This is a genomic window from Pseudomonas sp. OG7 (genome assembly GCF_014192825.1).
Lineage (GTDB): Bacteria > Pseudomonadota > Gammaproteobacteria > Pseudomonadales > Pseudomonadaceae > Aquipseudomonas > Aquipseudomonas monteilii.
Window position 1 is genome coordinate 640,825 of record NZ_JACHYK010000002.1, and the last position, 15,316, is coordinate 656,140.

A 15,316-nucleotide genomic window follows, 5' to 3' on the forward strand; every position below is an offset into this window, starting at 1 on the left:
ATCGGGGCTGCCGGGCAGCCCCAGGTTCTGTCAGGCAACCGTGCCGGCAGCAGGCAGCAAGCCCCACTCCGCCCGTTCTTGCACACTCATCGTCGCCAATACCTCGGCAAACGTCTGCTCAAGCTCCGAACTGACATTGCCAAATACCCGGTAATTGGTCAGCAGGTAGCGCTTCACCGTCCTCGGCCAGCGCCGTTCCTTGTGCGCCGCATTGATGATGCCTTTGGCATCATGCCGCGTCGCGCCACGCCACAAGTCCATCAACCTGTTCTCGAAATCGCCGAAGGTCCACAAGTCGCTGCGGTCCTCGAACTCGTCCAGCAGTTTAAGTTTGTACAGGGCCATGTGTGGCATCGTGAGTCTCCCTCAGTGCAGTGAAAAAGCCTTGCATGAGGGAAGGTAAGCAAGCCGGGCAGCCCTGAAAATGAACGCGTCGATCACGCCGAAAAGGCCGTTGTAGGCGCTTTCCCACAAATCAGCGCAGCCGCAGCTGCATGTGCGTGGTCTGCCAGACCGGGTCTTGCTCCACGTCCACCACCGCAAACCCATGCCGCTCCCAGAACGCAATCGCCCCCGGGAGAAACGGATGCGTATGCAGGTACAGGCAGTCGATACCTGCCTGCACCGCCTGCTCGCGCAATGCACTGAACAACGCGCCCGCCAGACCCTGCCTGCGATAGGCGGGCAGCACGAACAGGCGCACCACCTCCACTACCCGCTCAGCGTGATAGTCAAGCTGGGCAAAACGATGGTCATAGGGCACATAGCCGATCACGGCGACCAGCCGACCGTCATCGCGGGCTTCAAGAAAGCAGCCCGCGCCGTCCAGGTAGGTTTCGGCAAAGTGCGCAAGGTCGTGCGGCAAGGGTGCCGCGACAAGCATCGGGAACAGCTCGCGGCGAGCGCTTTCGACAAACGCCACGACTTCGGCAATGGCGACGCGCGCGACAGGTTGCAGGGTCCGGTTTGGCATGGGGCTGCTGGCAATGGTTGGAGGGCTGGGTTCTACACCAGCGTGCCGATCAAGGCAAATAACGGGGCTCGTCGCGGCTATGCGGACATCGGTATAATCGGCAGTCTTCACTGCCAGACCAGACCAGGCCATGCCATGCCTCGCTTCCAGAAGTTGCTGTTGCCCCTGCTGCTGACTGCCGCCCTTACCGCCTGCGACCAGAAGCCAACCCGTGAAGAACAGATCCTCGCCCAGCTACCGCTGCAGGATGCCTACACGCACAATATCGAGCGCATGGCCACGCTGCTCGGTCGCACTCACCCGCAGCTGTCGCAAGCCACTATCCAGGGTGTACTGCGCAAGTACCTCACCGTCGAGGACCAGCACCAGGACCTGTTCCGCCTCTACAGCGAGAAGAATTTCAGCGATGCCGAGTTCGCCACCATCGTCGAAGCCACCCAGGACCCGGCCAAGGCCCGCGCGCTGGAAGACACCGAAGCCGGCAGGCGTCTGAGCGAAAAGCTCACTGCCCTGATGCGCGAAACCGCCCGCGATGTGAAGGTGCAGGCGCTGGTGGAGCGACGCATGCAACAGGTGGAAGACGAGCTGAATGCGCTGGACAGGGCAGGTTCCTGAATGCAACACCCGTCCACCCGCTAGCGCGTAAGGCTGTTTCCATTTCTTAGCTATTTTCAAAGCCCGAGGTCAGGATTGCCACACGCCAAGCACGGATTGCGCCTGGATCTACGAACACTCATTCTGGTGCTCTGCGCCCTTACAGCCCTGGTCATGCTGTGCGCCAGCTATTTCGCCAGCTACCGGGTGCAGCGCCAGCTGCTGATCGACCACGCCCTGGAAGCCAACCGGGTGTATGCGACGAAACTGGCAACCATCACCGAGACCTTCATCGGCAACGCCTTGCAGCAGCTTTCATTCAGCGCCGGCGTGCAGGGCCACCAGTTGAGCGACGCGGCAGCACTGCAGGTGGAGACCGACCGTGTACTGGGCCAGAGCATGGCCTTCAACTCCACGTTCGTGATCGATGCCAACGGCGTGCTGCTGGCGATTTCTCCAGCCTCGCTACGCCACTTTGTCGGCACCCGCATGCAATCGCCGGGTGCTCAGGAAGCACTGCACGAACGCCGCCCTCTGGTTTCCACGCCCTACCTGTCGGCGGCCAACAACCTGGTGGTGGTGTTGTCGCACCCCATTTTCGACGACAACGGCCGTTACCTCGGGTACGTGGGGGGCAGCCTGTACCTGCGAGAACGCAACATCCTCAACAGCCTGCTGGGCGAACACTTCTACAAGGACGGCTCGTACCTGTATGTGGTCGACCGCAACCGCCGACTGCTGTATCACCCCAACAGCCAACGAGTAGGCACCGTGGTGGAAGGCAACGCGCTGGTCGACCAACTGGCGACACTGGACAGCGGTACTCGGCAACTGACCAACAGCCAGGGCGTGGAAATGCTGGCCGGGTACGCCACCGTGCCCAGCGCCGGCTGGGGCGTGGTGGCGCAGCAGCCGTTGGCACAGACCGTAACGCCGCTGAGCCACCTGATTCTCAACGTGATCGGCACCTCCGCGCCCTTCGCGCTGGTGGGCAGCCTGCTGCTGTGGTGGCTGGCCCTGACCATTGCCCGGCCACTCTGGCAACTGGCCGCCGGCGCCCGTTCGATGGACCGAGCCGGTACAGCCGAACGCTTGCACCGGGTGCCCGCCTGGTACTTCGAGGCGGCCGAGCTCAAGCGCGCACTGTTATTCGGGCTGAACCTGCTGCACGAGCGCATCGGCAGGCTTGACCGTGATGCCCAGACCGACCCGCTGACCGGCCTGGGCAACCGCCGCAGCCTGGAACTCAGCCTGTCGTTGCTGGAAGCCGAAGGACGGGCATTTGCGGCCATCGTACTGGACATCGACCATTTCAAGCGGGTCAATGACAGCCATGGGCACGAGGTCGGCGACCAGGCGCTGCGCCAGCTGGCCGAGCTGATGCGCCGTTGTTGCCGTGAAGGGGACCTGCTCTGCCGCACCGGCGGCGAAGAGTTCCTGATGATGCTGCCGGGGGCCAGCCTGGAGGTGGCTGCGGTGGTAGCTGAACGGTTGCGGGTTACAGTACAGGATACGCCGCTGGAACCTGTGGGGGCGGTGACAATTTCACTGGGGGTAGCGCGCTGGGATGGCGAGGCAGGCAGTGAGCCTATGGAAACACTGAGCGAGGCTGACCGCGCGCTTTACCGGGCCAAGCAGGAGGGGCGCAATCGGGTAGTCATCGCCTGACCTGTGGGGCGGTAACCTGGCGTCACGGCATAAACTGGCGCTGGCGTTTGTCGATTTGCTGGATGTGCTGGAGCGGGCAGCCTGACAGTTTTTGGGGGCGCAAAGCAGCCCCGTGAATCTTGCAGCAAAAGAGCTACCCGACCGTTCATCCGGATGGTAGATTCGCCGCCATGAAAACCACCCGGCACACTCGCACGCTGACTGCCTGGACGCTCTACGCCAGCGTCCTGTTCAGCCTGTTGCTGTGCGGCCTGCACCATGGCCAGATGGGCGGGCTGCGCCTGGCCGGGCTGGAGGGCGGCTTCTGCTCGGTGAACAGCGAACACGGCGTGGCCATCGACCTGGACGGCGCCGGCGGTGACCAGCACATGGCCCAGCTGGACTGCCCGGTGTGCTCTTCGTTCGGCCTGGCCGTACCGCTCAGCAGCGGCGGCTGGTCGTTCACTCCGGCGCAAGCCGTGGCCACCTCGCCCATCGTCGTACGCAGCTGGGCACAACCGCCACCGCGCTATCAACGCCCCGCCCTCAACCCCCGCGCCTCCCCCACCGCCTTCCCCGTCGTTTAATGCCTTTCGCCTGACGTCAGCCGGGCACGCCTGCGTGCGCGCTCGCCGTCAGCCATGACCTTTGCGTGGAAGACACACCAACATGCTTCGTAACACCTCCCTGGTGCTCCTGATGGGCACCTGCAGCTTCGCCTGCGCCGAAATCGCCCCCGTTGAACTGGGCGCCACCACCATCGACGGCGAACGCGATGCCGCCAGCGGTGTGCAACTGGACGAACCGATCCGCACCGGCTCGCGCCTGGGCCTCACCGCGCGGGAAACACCCGCCTCGGTCAGCGTCTCGGACCGCCGCCTGATCGAAGAACGCGGCGCCAAGGACAGCCAGGACGTGATCAACGCCATGACCGGCGTGAACGCCTCGGCCAACCCAGGCTTTGGCGGCTTCGTTGCCTACCGTGGCTTTACCCAGAACCAGGTCACTCAGTTGTACAACGGCATCAACCTGGGCTACAGCAGCGCCACCCGGCCAGTGGATGCCTGGGTGCTCGACCGCGTCGAGCTGATTGGCGGGCCGTCTTCGTTCCTGCATGGTGCCGGTGCCGTGGGCGGTTCGATCAACTACATCACCAAACTCGCCAGCCGCGACCAGCAGACCATTGACGGGCGTATCCGCTATGGCAGTTTCGACGACAGCGAGGTGGCGTTCGGAATCAACCAGGCGCTGGCCAGCAACCCCGCTGAAGCCCGCCATTTCATGCGCCTGGACTTCAGCCGCGGGCAGGGCAACGGTTACGTCGACCGCAACGAACGGCACACCGACAGCCTGGCCTTTTCGCTGCTCAGCGACCTGGCCCCCAACCTCACCCACACCCTGGCGCTGGAGTATCAGGAAGACCGCGAAGACAGCCCCTACTGGGGCTCGCCGATCCTGCCCGGGCGCAGCACGATGAAGATCGACAACAGCCGCCGCTTCGAAAACTACAACGTTGCTGACGGCCGCTATGAGCAGCGCGTACGCTGGCTGCGCTCGATACTCGACTACCAGGTCAGCGACAGCACCAGCGTGCAAAACACGCTGTACCACTACAACGCCCAACGCGACTACCGCAACCTTGAACGCTACGCCTACACCCCGACTGGCCAGGTGCAACGCAGCAGCCCTTACCTGCAGCGCCACGACCAGAACCTGTTGGGCGACCGCATCGAGCTGCGCCACGACAACCTGCTGTTCGGCCTGGCCAGCCAGTGGTCATTGGGGCTGGAATACTCACGCATGCGCCAGACCCTCTACCCCTCCTCGGGCAGCTGGAGCGACGTGGTCGATGCCGAGCACTTCAACCCTGGCAGTTTCGATGACATCCCCGGGGTGAATGCCGGCCTGACCAAACAACGTCGCCACGAGGTGATCAACCGTGCGGTGTTTGCCGAAAACCGCCTGCAACTCACCGAGCGCCTGGCCCTGCTGACCGCCTTGCGCTACGACTACCTGGACATGGAAGTCACCAACTACGGCGCCGTGACGCCCACCTCGCCGGCCTATTTCGAACGGCGCTGGGAGCCGCTGTCCGGGCGCATCGGCCTGACCTATGCACTGACACCTTCGGCCAGCCTGTATGCGCAATACAGCACCTCGGCCGACCTGCCAGCCGGCTCGCTGGCAGCCGCGACCTACTCCAATGTGGGGTTGTTCGACCTGTCCAAGGGTGAGCAATGGGAAGTGGGCAGCAAGTTCGACTTCCTCGACGGGCGCGGTGCGGCCACCCTGGCGCTGTATCAGATCGTGCGCAAGGACTTTGCCGTGCGCGACTCGAACGACGCCAACCTCACGGTCCAGGCGGGGCAGCAGACTTCACGCGGCGTGGAGCTGTCCGGGCGCCTGCAGGTAACGCCAAAACTGCTGGCCGAAGCCAACTACGCCTACGTCGATGCGCAGTACGACGAATTCAACGAGGCCGTCAACGGGGTATCGGTCTCGCGTAAGGGCAATGCACCGACCAACGTACCGGCCAATGTCGCCAACCTGTGGCTGACCTACAGCCTGTCGTCGGTGTGGTCGGTGGGCGCGGACGGGCGCTACGTGGGTTCGGTGTATGCCGACAACGCCAACAGCCTCAAGGCCCCCGCCTACACGCTGTTCGGCGCGTTCGCCCGCTACCGGCTGGACGAGCACACCACGCTGATCGGGCGGGTGCGCAACCTGACCGACGAGGTGTATGCCAAGCAGGCCTACAACAGCCAGTACTACATGGGGCCGCCGCGCACCTTCGAGCTGGCGCTGGACATGCGCTTCTGAGCCAATGGCCTGTCTTGCATGAACATCCCGGCCTGAATTGGCTCTTGTGTGCGGCCTTGCGAACAACTCGCGGTTGATTCAGGTATCCCGAGGTCGCCCTCGACAAAGCACGCTCCAGCGCCCGGCGATCTACTGGCAAGCATAACAATGATGGCGCGGCCCGACCGCGCCACGTTCATCATGCCTGCCAATGGAACCGGAGAGCACTCGCATGTCCGCACCTCATGAGGTATCCCCCGCCACCCTGCGCAGGGTGATCGCCGCCTCGGCCATCGGCAATTTCGTCGAGTGGTTCGACTTCGCCGTCTATGGCTTTCTCGCCACCTTGATCGCCAGCCAGTTCTTTGCCAGCGAAGACGCCAGCGTGGCCTTGCTCAAGACCTTTGCAGTATTTGCCGTGGCCTTTGCCCTGCGCCCGCTGGGCGGGATCGTGTTCGGCGCGCTGGGCGACCGCCTTGGGCGCAAGCGCATCCTGTCGCTGACCATTCTGCTGATGGCAGGCTCCACCACCCTGATCGGCCTGCTGCCGACCTACGCCAGCATCGGCTTGGCCGCACCTGCGTTGCTGACCTTGGCGCGCTGCCTGCAGGGTTTTTCGGCCGGCGGCGAATATGCCGGGGCCTGCGCCTACCTGATGGAGCACGCGCCCAATGACAAGCGCGCCTTCTATGGCAGCTTCGTGCCGGTCTCGACCTTTTCTGCCTTTGCCTGTGCAGCGGTCATTGCCTATGGCCTGGAGGCCAGCCTGTCGAGCGAGGCGATGAATGCCTGGGGCTGGCGCATTCCGTTCCTGATCGCTGCACCGCTGGGGCTGGTCGGCCTGTACCTGCGCTGGCGCATGGAAGAAACCCCGGCATTCCGTGAAGCCATCGCGCAGGGCAAAGAGCACGAGCATTCGCCGCTCAAGGAAACTTTGCGCAATCATGGCCGGGCCATTCGCAACCTGGGGGCGTTCATTTCGTTGACCGCACTGTCGTTCTACATGTTCACCACCTACTTTGCCACCTACCTGCAACTGGTGGGCAACCTGACCCGCGCGCAATCGCTGCTGGTGACCACCGTGGCGTTGCTGTTCGCCGCCATCGGCTGCCCACTGGCCGGGGCGTTCTCGGACCGGGTGGGGCGGCGCAAGACCATCGCTTTTACCTGCCTGTGGGTGATGCTGTGCGTGTTCCCGGCGTACTGGCTGGCCAGCTCGGGCTCGATGTCCGGCGCGCTGATCGGCGTGATTTTGCTGGCGGTGGGGGCGTTGTGCAGTGGTGTAGTTACCGCAGCGTTGCTGTCGGAAAGCTTCCCTACCCGCACCCGCTATACCGCTTCGGCGATTACCTACAATGTGGCCTATACGCTGTTTGGCGGCACCGCGCCGTTGGTGGCGACCTGGCTGATCGGGCAGACCGGCAGCAGCCTGGCACCGGCGTTTTACCTGGTGGTGATTGCGCTGGTGGCATTGGTGGGGGGGTTGGCGTTGCCGGAGACTTCGCGGATTTCGTTGCATGATGAAGTTGGGGTAGACGGCGTGCGGCCGGGGGTTCGTAGTACCGTCTGAGATTTTTGGGGCTGCTTTGCAGCCCCAGGGTCTCAGCCCTCCTGCACCTCTTCGCGCCGATACGCCCACTGATACAACGCCGGCAATACCAGCAACGTCAGCGCCGTAGACGACAGAATCCCGCCAATCACCACCGTCGCCAGCGGCCGCTGAACCTCCGCCCCGGTACCCGTTGCCAAGGCCATCGGAATGAACCCCAGCGACGCCACCAGCGCGGTCATCAAGACTGGCCGCAAGCGCGTCAGCGCGCCCTCTTCCACGGCCGCTCGCAGGGTGCGCCCTTCTTCGCGCAACCCACGGATGAAGGCAATCATAACCAACCCGTTGAGCACCGCCACGCCTGACAGCGCAATGAACCCCACGCCCGCCGAGATGGACAGCGGAATGTCCCGCAACCACAGCGCCAGCACTCCACCGGTCAAGGCAAACGGGATGCCGGTGAACACCAGCAGGCCATCCCGGAGGTTGTTGAACATCATCAGCAACAATGCCATGACCAGCAGCAATGCCACCGGCACCACCACCTGCAAGCGCTCGGCCGCCGACTGCAGCTGCTCGAACTGGCCACCCCAGCGCGTCCAGTAGCCCGGCGGGATCTGAACCTGGCCAATGAGCGTCTGTTCAGCCTCTTCGACAAACGAGCCCAGGTCACGCCCACGCACGTTGGCACTGACCACCACCACGCGCTTGCCATCCTCGCGGCTGACCTGGTTCGGCCCCAGCTGCAGGTTCAGCGTGGCCACCTGCGACAGCGGAATAAAGCCGATCTGCGCAGCGCCGGCTGTGGCACTGGCCGGCACCGGAATCAGCAGGCTGCCCAACCCGTCCACATCGGTACGCAAGGTTTCGGGCAGGCGCACCACCATGTCGAAGCGGCGGTCACCTTCATACAGCGTGCCTGCCGTGCGCCCCCCTACGGCGATGGCGATGGCGTCCTGCACGTCACCCACGTTCAGGCCATGGCGGGCAGCCTTGTCACGGTCGATGTCGATGGTCAGCACGGGCAGCCCGGTGGTCTGCTCAACCTTCACCTCAGACGCACCCGGCACGCGCTGCAGGCTGCTGGCGATTTGCGCGGCGGTGCGGTTGAGCACGTCCATGTCGTCCCCGAACAGCTTTACCGCCACATCGCTGCGCACCCCGGAAATCAGCTCGTTGAAGCGCAACTGGATCGGCTGCGACAGCTCGTAGTTGCTGCCCGGTACGCTGGCCGCCGCACGTTGTACTTCGGCAATCAGCTCGTTACGCGGCTTGCCCGGGTCTGCCCATTGCTCGCGTGGGCGCAACATCACGTAGGCGTCGGAAATGTTCGGCGGCATCGGATCGGAGGCGATCTCGGCGGTGCCGGTGCGGGCGAATACCCGCTCCACTTCCGGCACCTGGGCGATGATCGCCTGCTCCAGGCGCTGTTGCATGTCCACCGACTGCGACAGGCTGGTGCCCGGCACGCGCAGGGCCTGCAAGGCAAAGTCGCCCTCGCTGAGGCTGGGGATGAACTCGCTGCCCATGCGGCTGGCCATTACGCCGGAAAGCAGCACCAAAGTGCCAGCCGCCGCGAACGCCAGCTTGCGCCGGCCCAGCACCCAGGCCAGCACCGGGGCATAGCGCTGGCGCGCCGTGCGCATCAGCAGGCCTTCCTCCTCCTTGACCTTGCCGGTGACGAACAGGGCAATGGCTGCCGGCACGAAGGTAACCGAGAGGATCATCGCACCCAGCAGGGCCATGACCACGGTAAACGCCATGGGGTGGAACATCTTGCCCTCGACCCCGGTCAGGGCAAAGATCGGCAAGTAAACCACCATGATGATCAGTTGCCCGTAAATCAGCGGCCGGCGCGCTTCGCGGGCGGCGGCAAACACCTCATGGAAGCGCTCGCTGCGGGTCAGCATGCGGCCATGGCGTTGCTGGGCGTGGGCCAGGCGACGGATGGCGTTTTCCACGATCACCACGGCGCCATCGACGATGATCCCGAAATCCAGCGCGCCCAGGCTCATCAGGTTGGCGCTGACCTTGTTGCTGAACATGCCGGTGAAGGTGAACAGCATCGACAGCGGGATGACCATGGCGGTGATCAGCGCAGCGCGGATATTGCCCAGGAACAGGAACAGCACGGCGATGACCAGAATGGCGCCTTCAACCAGGTTTTTCTTCACCGTGGCGATGGCTTTTTCGACCAGGTTGGTGCGGTCGTACACCGTTACCGCCACCACGCCCTTGGGCAGGTTGCGGTTGATCTCGACCAGTTTGGCGGCCACCGCCTGAGACACCGTGCGGCTGTTTTCGCCGATCAACATGAACACCGTGCCCAACACCACTTCACGGCCGTTCTCGGTGGCGGCGCCCGAACGCAGCTCTTCACCCAGGCCAACCTCGGCCACATGGCTGACGCGGATCGGCGTGCCGTCCACGCTGGATATGACGATATTGGCGATGTCTTCGGCCGAGGCCACCTGGCCCGGCGCCCGGATCAGCAGCTGCTCGCCATTGCGCTCGATGTAACCGGCACCCACGTTGGCGTTGTTGCGTTCCAGCGCGCCGATCAGGTCGTTGAGGGTGAGCTTGTAGGCCGCCAGCCGCTTGGGCTCCGGTGCAATCAGGTACTGCTTGGCATGGCCGCCGATGCTGTTCACTTCGGCCACCCCCGGCACATTGCGCAGCTGCGGCTTGATGATCCAGTCCTGGATCACCCGCAGGTCGGTGGGTGTGTAGGGCGTGCCATCCTCCTTCAGGGCGCCCTGTTCGGCTTCCACGGTCCACAGGAAAATCTCGCCCAGGCCGGTGGAAATCGGCCCCATGCCCGCCTCGATACCCTCGGGCAACTGCTCGCGGGCCACTTGCAGGCGCTCGTTGACCAGCTGGCGGGCGAAGAACAGGTCGGTACCGTCATCGAAAATCACCGTGACCTGCGACAGGCCCGAGCGCGACAGCGAGCGGGTCTGTTTCAGCCCTGGCAGGCCAGCCATGGCCGTCTCGATGGCAAAGGTAATGCGCTGCTCGGTTTCCAGCGGGGAGTAGCCGGGGGCGGCGGTGTTGATCTGCACCTGGACGTTGGTGATGTCCGGTACAGCGTCGATCGGCAGTTTCTGGTAGCTGTGGATACCCACCGCGGCCATCAGGACCACGGCCAGCATCACCACCAGGCGCTGCTCGATGGCGAATTGGATCAGGCGTTCGAACATGCAGGCGTCCCCGTGATCAGTGGCTGTGCTCGGCCGAGCCTTTGCCCAGTTCCGACTTGAGGACAAAGCTGCCGGCGGCGGCCACCTGGGTACCGGCGGCAAGACCGTCAGTGATTTCTACCTGGCCAGCGTCGCGGCGGCCGGTTTTCACCGGGCGAGCCTCGAAACCTTCTTCAGTGCGGGCAAACACGACGGTTTGCTCTTCCCAGGTTTGCAGGGCGTTTTCCGGCACCGCGACAGCGGCATTGAAGCGCTCGACGCTGACAGCCACATTGACGAACAGCCCGGGGCGCCAGGCGCCGTTGGGGTTGGCCAGGGTGGCACGCACGGTGGCGGCACGGTTCTGCTCGCCAAGCAGGCTGCCAACGTAGTTGACCTTGCCCTCGACCTGGGCACCCAGGTCCGGTGCGCTGACCGTGACATCACGGCCGGTCATCACCTTGTCCAGGTCACGCGGGGCCACGGCGAAGGTTGCCCACACCCGGCTCAGGTCAGACAACGTGAACGCATTGCTGGTCTCGTCGACCATTTCGCCCACGGTCAGGTGCTTTTCCACCACCACCGCATCGAACGGGGCGCGCAGCTCATAGCGGTTGCCAGCGCCAGCCGGGCCCACGGCGGCGACCTTCTGCCGGGCATTGGCCAAGGCGATCTCGGCCTCCTGCAACGCCTGGCGTGCCTGCAGGTAATCCTGTTCGGCACTGATACGTTCCTGCCACAGCTGCTGTTCGCGCTGGAAGGTCAGGCGCGCCAGTTCCAGCCGGCGCTGGGCGGCCTGCTGCTCGCTGCGCAGGTCTGAAATCTGCTGGCTGGCAATCACCGCCAATACCTGGCCGCGCTTGACCGCCTGGCCCAGCTCGGCTTGCACCGCCTCGACCACGCCGGGTACACGCGGCACCACGTGAGCCGTACGGTCTTCGTCGAAGCGGATTTCCCCCGGAAAACCGATAGCGGTACCCAGTGCCCGAGGGCCGGCGGTAGCCAACTGCACACCGGCGGCCTCGATCTGGGCGATGGACAGGTGCAACTGGCCCTCTTCTTCGCCGTGGCCCTCCTCTTCGTGGCCTTCGGCGGCTTTCTCGGTGCCATGGCCGTGGCCGTCTTCGCCGTGGTCATCGTGCCGGGCTTCTGTTTTCGACGCCGGGCCGAGGTTGCCGGTCCAGGCCAGGCCACCCAGGCCGAGCGCGGCCATGGCGGCAACCAGAAGGGCTATCTTGCGTGGGTTAGTCATTGTTGCTCCTGCTGTTCAAGGGGGTGCTAAGGCCATCGAGGTCGCCATAGATCCGCTCGACCTGCGCCCGTGCATCGGTCGCCGAGGCCAGCGCTTCGAGGTACAGCCCGCGTGCCTCGATCAGCGTGCGCTGGGCGTCAAGCACATCGAGGAAGGCGAACTTGCCCATCTCGAAGCCACGGGTGGCGGTGTCCACGGCCTGCTGCGCAGCCGGCAGAATGGTGCGGTCGTAGGCGTCCACCTCCTGCATCGCCGTGTGCCACTGGCTGACAGCGCTGCGGGTGTCACTGCGCAGGCGCAGCTCCACGGCGTTACGCATGTCACGCGCCTGGTCGGCACGGCGCGCGGCTGACATCACGTTGCCCTGGTTGCGGTCGAACAATGGCAAGGGCATCGACAGACCGACCACGTTGACGCGTTCGCGGTCCTCGCGGCTGTACTGGCTGCCGAGGCTGACGGTGAGGTTGGGAATGCGCTGGGCCTTTTCCGATCCCAAGGAGGCTTCACCACGCTCGACCTGGGCGGCGGCCAGGCGCCATTCGACCGTTTGCTCGACCCGGTCGAGCAAGGTGTCTGCCCTGGGCGCAACGCCAGGTGAAAGGTTGGCGGCCTGCAAGTGGTCGAAACCTGCCAGCGGGCTGCCGATCAGGCGTGCCAAGGCTTGGTAGGCCACGCCGCGCTGGGTTTGCGCACGCCGCACTTCGGCCTGGGCCTGGGCCAGTTGCACCTGGGCACGGGTGACCTCTACGGGTGATGACTGGCCAGCGGTGACCCGCCCCTGTACCACCCGCAGCCCGCGCTCGGTCAATGCCTGTGACTGCTGCGCCAGTTCCAGCGCGGTCTGCGCCCGCAAGGCTGCATGGAAGGCCTGCACCACATCAGCCCGCAGGCCATTGCGCTGGCGCTCCAGGTCGAGTTGGGCAATGGCCTGGCCGGCACCGGCCACTGCGATACGTGCGCCGCGTTTGCCGCCCAGTTCCAGCGGCTGGCTGAGGGTGACGGTGGTGGTGCTGGTGTCGCGGCGAGTGTCCTCGACCTCCCAGGACAACTCAGGGTTGGGGATCAACCCTGCCTGGCGCCGCTCGCCGTCGGCAATGCCGACTTCGCGGCCGGCGGCGGCCAGTTCCGGGTTCTGGGCAAAGGCGGCGGCAAGCGCCTGGGGCAGGCTCAGGCTCTGGCTGGCCTGGGCGCTGGTGGCGCTGGCCAGCAACAGGCAGAGCAAGGCGATCTTGCGGGGGTTGGGCACGAACAAGTCCTCGTCGACGCGTGTAGGCGAGGGACTGTAAAAAGCCGTGCTTATCGGGGCGGTGTCGGGAGCATTACAATTTTGTAAGGTTTGGCTGCGTTCGATAATCGCCCACTTTCCCGGTGCGGCGGCCTCGTCCAATTGACGGAACTAACCAGTCAGTACAAAACTACGCGCATCCAACAACAACAAAGCGATGCCCGTCATGAAGCCCCTTATTCTTGTGCTCAACGGCCCTAACCTGAACATGCTGGGCACCCGCGAGCCTGCCCAATATGGCCACGAAACCCTTACGGACCTGGCGCAAAGCTGTGCCGATACTGCCCATGCCCACGGCCTGGAACTCGAATTCCGGCAAACCAACCACGAAGGCGAACTGATCGACTGGATTCACGCCGCCCGCAACCGCTGCGCCGGTATCGTGATCAACCCCGGCGCCTGGACCCACACCTCGGTGGCCATCCGCGACGCCCTGGTGGCCAGCGAACTGCCGGTCATCGAAGTGCACTTGTCCAACGTGCACAAGCGCGAGCCGTTCCGTCACCTGTCGTTCGTATCGTCCATCGCCGTCGGTGTCATCTGCGGCCTGGGCAGCCATGGCTACCGCATGGCCCTCAGCCACTTCGCCGAACTGTTCCAGGAGCGCACGGCATGAGCCAGCACGCCATCCTCGCCGGCCTGATCGGCCGTGGCATCCAGCTGTCGCGTACCCCTGCCCTGCACGAACACGAAGGGGATGCCCAGGCTTTACGCTATTTGTACCGGCTGATCGACGCCGACCAGCTGCAGCTGGACGACAGTGCCCTGCCCGGCCTGCTCGACGCCGCGCAGCACACCGGCTTCACCGGGCTCAACATCACCTACCCGTTCAAACAGGCGATTCTGCCACTGCTCGACGAGCTGTCGGACGAAGCCCGTGGTATCGGCGCGGTGAATACCGTGGTGCTCAAGGACGGCAAACGGGTCGGCCATAACACCGACTGCCTGGGCTTTGCCGAAGGTTTGCGCCGTGGCCTGCCCGACGTGGCACGCCGCCAAGTGGTGCAGATGGGTGCCGGCGGCGCCGGTTCGGCGGTAGCCCATGCCCTGCTGGGTGAAGGGGTCGAGCGGCTGGTGCTGTTCGAAGTGGACGCGGCCCGTGCGCAGGCATTGGTGGACAACCTGAATGCCCATTTCGGCGAAGGGCGCGCCGTGGTTGGCAGCGACCTGGCCACGGCTTTGGCCGAGGCAGACGGACTGGTCAATACCACGCCAGTGGGCATGGCCAAACTGCCGGGTACGCCACTGCCGGTCGAGCTGCTGCATGCACGCTTGTGGGTGGCGGAGATCATCTACTTCCCGCTGGAGACCGAACTGCTGCGCGCGGCCCGGGCGCTGGGTTGCCGCACGCTGGATGGCAGCAACATGGCGGTGTTCCAGGCGGTGAAGGCGTTCGAGCTGTTCAGCGGGCGCCAGGCGGATGCGGCACGGATGCAGGCGCACTTTGCCAGTTTTTCCTGACTGACCGGTGTTGGCTGCTTCGCGGGCAAGCCCGCGAAGAGGCCGGCACAGGCCAGTCACCCTTTCTCATCCAGCAAAGCCTGTATCACCTGTTCCTGCCCCCCATAATCCCCTTCGCCAAAGTGCACATGCCGCACCTGCCCCTTGCGGTCGACAAAGTAATGCGCCGGCCAGAACTGGTTGCCCCAGGCATTCCACACCTTGTAATCGTTGTCCACCGCCACCGGGTAACCGATCCCCAGCCCGGCCACCTTGTCCCGCAAGGTGCCCACATCATGCTCGTAGTCGTACTCCGGCGTATGCACCCCCACCACCACCAGCCCCTGGTCGGCATACCGCCGCGCCCAGTCGTTCACATGCGGCAGGCTGCGCTGGCAGTTGATGCAGTCCCAGGTCCAGAAGTCCACCAGCACCACCTTGCCCTTGAGCGCCGGGCCATCCAGCGGTGTCGAGTTGATCCACTGGCTGGCCCCCGCCAGCGACGGCATCGCGCCGTAGCTGTCGCGGGCCATCAGGTGCCCCGCCAGGCCAAGCCCCGTCAGTGCCAGGGCAATCCCCCCCACCTTCAGCATCAGGC

Annotated in this window: 13 protein-coding genes; 7 read left to right on the top strand and 6 right to left on the bottom strand. The window is 64.7% G+C overall.

Going from position 1 to position 15,316, the window contains the following annotated elements:
- Window positions 1–30 precede the first annotated feature (30 nt).
- A complete protein-coding gene (locus FHW75_RS07355; RefSeq protein ID WP_016714665.1) occupies window positions 31–354 on the bottom strand; it encodes a hypothetical protein in 324 nt (107 codons plus the stop codon).
- A gap of 121 nt (window positions 355–475) precedes the next feature.
- Window positions 476–973 carry a GNAT family N-acetyltransferase gene (locus FHW75_RS07360; RefSeq protein WP_019098425.1) on the bottom strand — a complete coding sequence of 166 codons (498 nt, stop codon included), beginning with the start codon at window positions 971–973 and terminating at the stop codon, window positions 476–478.
- A gap of 135 nt (window positions 974–1,108) precedes the next feature.
- Here FHW75_RS07360 and FHW75_RS07365 point away from each other — a divergent pair, with 135 nt between their 5' ends.
- The 5 genes from FHW75_RS07365 (at window position 1,109) to FHW75_RS07385 (ending at window position 7,583) form a co-directional block, all read left to right on the top strand.
- A complete protein-coding gene (locus FHW75_RS07365; protein WP_016714667.1) occupies window positions 1,109–1,588 on the top strand; it encodes a hypothetical protein in 480 nt (159 codons plus the stop codon).
- A 75-nt stretch (window positions 1,589–1,663) separates the two neighbouring features.
- The gene (locus tag FHW75_RS07370; RefSeq protein ID WP_183673423.1) at window positions 1,664–3,235 is read left to right on the top strand and encodes a sensor domain-containing diguanylate cyclase; all 1,572 of its coding nucleotides are present in this window, start codon (window positions 1,664–1,666) and stop codon (window positions 3,233–3,235) included.
- Window positions 3,236–3,405: 170 nt separating this feature from the next.
- On the top strand, window positions 3,406–3,801 hold the full coding sequence (locus FHW75_RS07375; protein ID WP_019098423.1) for a DUF2946 domain-containing protein: 396 nt from the start codon (window positions 3,406–3,408) through the stop codon (window positions 3,799–3,801).
- An 82-nt stretch (window positions 3,802–3,883) separates the two neighbouring features.
- Window positions 3,884–6,034 (top strand): TonB-dependent siderophore receptor, encoded by a 2,151-nt coding sequence (locus FHW75_RS07380; protein WP_183673425.1) that lies wholly within the window; start codon window positions 3,884–3,886, stop codon window positions 6,032–6,034.
- A 211-nt stretch (window positions 6,035–6,245) separates the two neighbouring features.
- Window positions 6,246–7,583, top strand: coding sequence for an MFS transporter (locus tag FHW75_RS07385; protein ID WP_019098421.1), 1,338 nt, complete (start codon window positions 6,246–6,248; stop codon window positions 7,581–7,583).
- Between the two features lie 32 nt (window positions 7,584–7,615).
- Here the strand turns inward: FHW75_RS07385 and FHW75_RS07390 are convergent, their stop codons facing one another.
- From FHW75_RS07390 to FHW75_RS07400, 3 genes are read right to left on the bottom strand one after another with little or no spacing between them, the layout of a single operon-like run.
- Window positions 7,616–10,762 carry an efflux RND transporter permease subunit gene (locus FHW75_RS07390; RefSeq protein WP_016714672.1) on the bottom strand — a complete coding sequence of 1,049 codons (3,147 nt, stop codon included), beginning with the start codon at window positions 10,760–10,762 and terminating at the stop codon, window positions 7,616–7,618.
- Between the two features lie 16 nt (window positions 10,763–10,778).
- Window positions 10,779–11,993, bottom strand: coding sequence for an efflux RND transporter periplasmic adaptor subunit (locus FHW75_RS07395; RefSeq protein WP_183673427.1), 1,215 nt, complete (start codon window positions 11,991–11,993; stop codon window positions 10,779–10,781).
- Window positions 11,986–13,239 (bottom strand): TolC family protein, encoded by a 1,254-nt coding sequence (locus FHW75_RS07400; protein ID WP_019098419.1) that lies wholly within the window; start codon window positions 13,237–13,239, stop codon window positions 11,986–11,988. The genes FHW75_RS07395 and FHW75_RS07400 overlap by 8 nt, the downstream gene beginning before the upstream one ends.
- Before the next feature lie 205 nt (window positions 13,240–13,444).
- On the opposite strand from FHW75_RS07400, the gene aroQ reads away from it, so the two are divergent.
- Both aroQ and FHW75_RS07410 read left to right on the top strand, forming a co-directional pair.
- The gene (gene aroQ, locus FHW75_RS07405) at window positions 13,445–13,894 is read left to right on the top strand and encodes a type II 3-dehydroquinate dehydratase (RefSeq protein WP_183673429.1); all 450 of its coding nucleotides are present in this window, start codon (window positions 13,445–13,447) and stop codon (window positions 13,892–13,894) included.
- Window positions 13,891–14,739 carry a shikimate dehydrogenase gene (locus FHW75_RS07410; RefSeq protein WP_019098418.1) on the top strand — a complete coding sequence of 283 codons (849 nt, stop codon included), beginning with the start codon at window positions 13,891–13,893 and terminating at the stop codon, window positions 14,737–14,739. Before aroQ ends, FHW75_RS07410 begins: the two co-directional genes overlap by 4 nt.
- Before the next feature lie 56 nt (window positions 14,740–14,795).
- Here FHW75_RS07410 and FHW75_RS07415 read toward each other — a convergent pair whose 3' ends face one another.
- Window positions 14,796–15,311, bottom strand: coding sequence for a thioredoxin family protein (locus tag FHW75_RS07415; RefSeq protein ID WP_025754372.1), 516 nt, complete (start codon window positions 15,309–15,311; stop codon window positions 14,796–14,798).
- Window positions 15,312–15,316: the final 5 nt, after the last annotated feature.

What these genes read in the sequence shown, in the direction of transcription:
- FHW75_RS07355 (WP_016714665.1), bottom strand. Translation starts at nt 354, where the DNA reads ATGCCACACATGGCCCTGTACAAACTTAAACTGCTGGACGAGTTCGAG.
- FHW75_RS07360 (WP_019098425.1), bottom strand. Translation starts at nt 973, where the DNA reads ATGCCAAACCGGACCCTGCAACCTGTCGCGCGCGTCGCCATTGCCGAA.
- FHW75_RS07365 (WP_016714667.1), top strand. Translation starts at nt 1,109, where the DNA reads ATGCCTCGCTTCCAGAAGTTGCTGTTGCCCCTGCTGCTGACTGCCGCC.
- FHW75_RS07375 (WP_019098423.1), top strand. Translation starts at nt 3,406, where the DNA reads ATGAAAACCACCCGGCACACTCGCACGCTGACTGCCTGGACGCTCTAC.
- FHW75_RS07380 (WP_183673425.1), top strand. Translation starts at nt 3,884, where the DNA reads ATGCTTCGTAACACCTCCCTGGTGCTCCTGATGGGCACCTGCAGCTTC.
- FHW75_RS07385 (WP_019098421.1), top strand. Translation starts at nt 6,246, where the DNA reads ATGTCCGCACCTCATGAGGTATCCCCCGCCACCCTGCGCAGGGTGATC.
- FHW75_RS07390 (WP_016714672.1), bottom strand. Translation starts at nt 10,762, where the DNA reads ATGTTCGAACGCCTGATCCAATTCGCCATCGAGCAGCGCCTGGTGGTG.
- FHW75_RS07395 (WP_183673427.1), bottom strand. Translation starts at nt 11,993, where the DNA reads ATGACTAACCCACGCAAGATAGCCCTTCTGGTTGCCGCCATGGCCGCG.
- aroQ (WP_183673429.1), top strand. Translation starts at nt 13,445, where the DNA reads ATGAAGCCCCTTATTCTTGTGCTCAACGGCCCTAACCTGAACATGCTG.
- FHW75_RS07410 (WP_019098418.1), top strand. Translation starts at nt 13,891, where the DNA reads ATGAGCCAGCACGCCATCCTCGCCGGCCTGATCGGCCGTGGCATCCAG.
- FHW75_RS07415 (WP_025754372.1), bottom strand. Translation starts at nt 15,311, where the DNA reads ATGCTGAAGGTGGGGGGGATTGCCCTGGCACTGACGGGGCTTGGCCTG.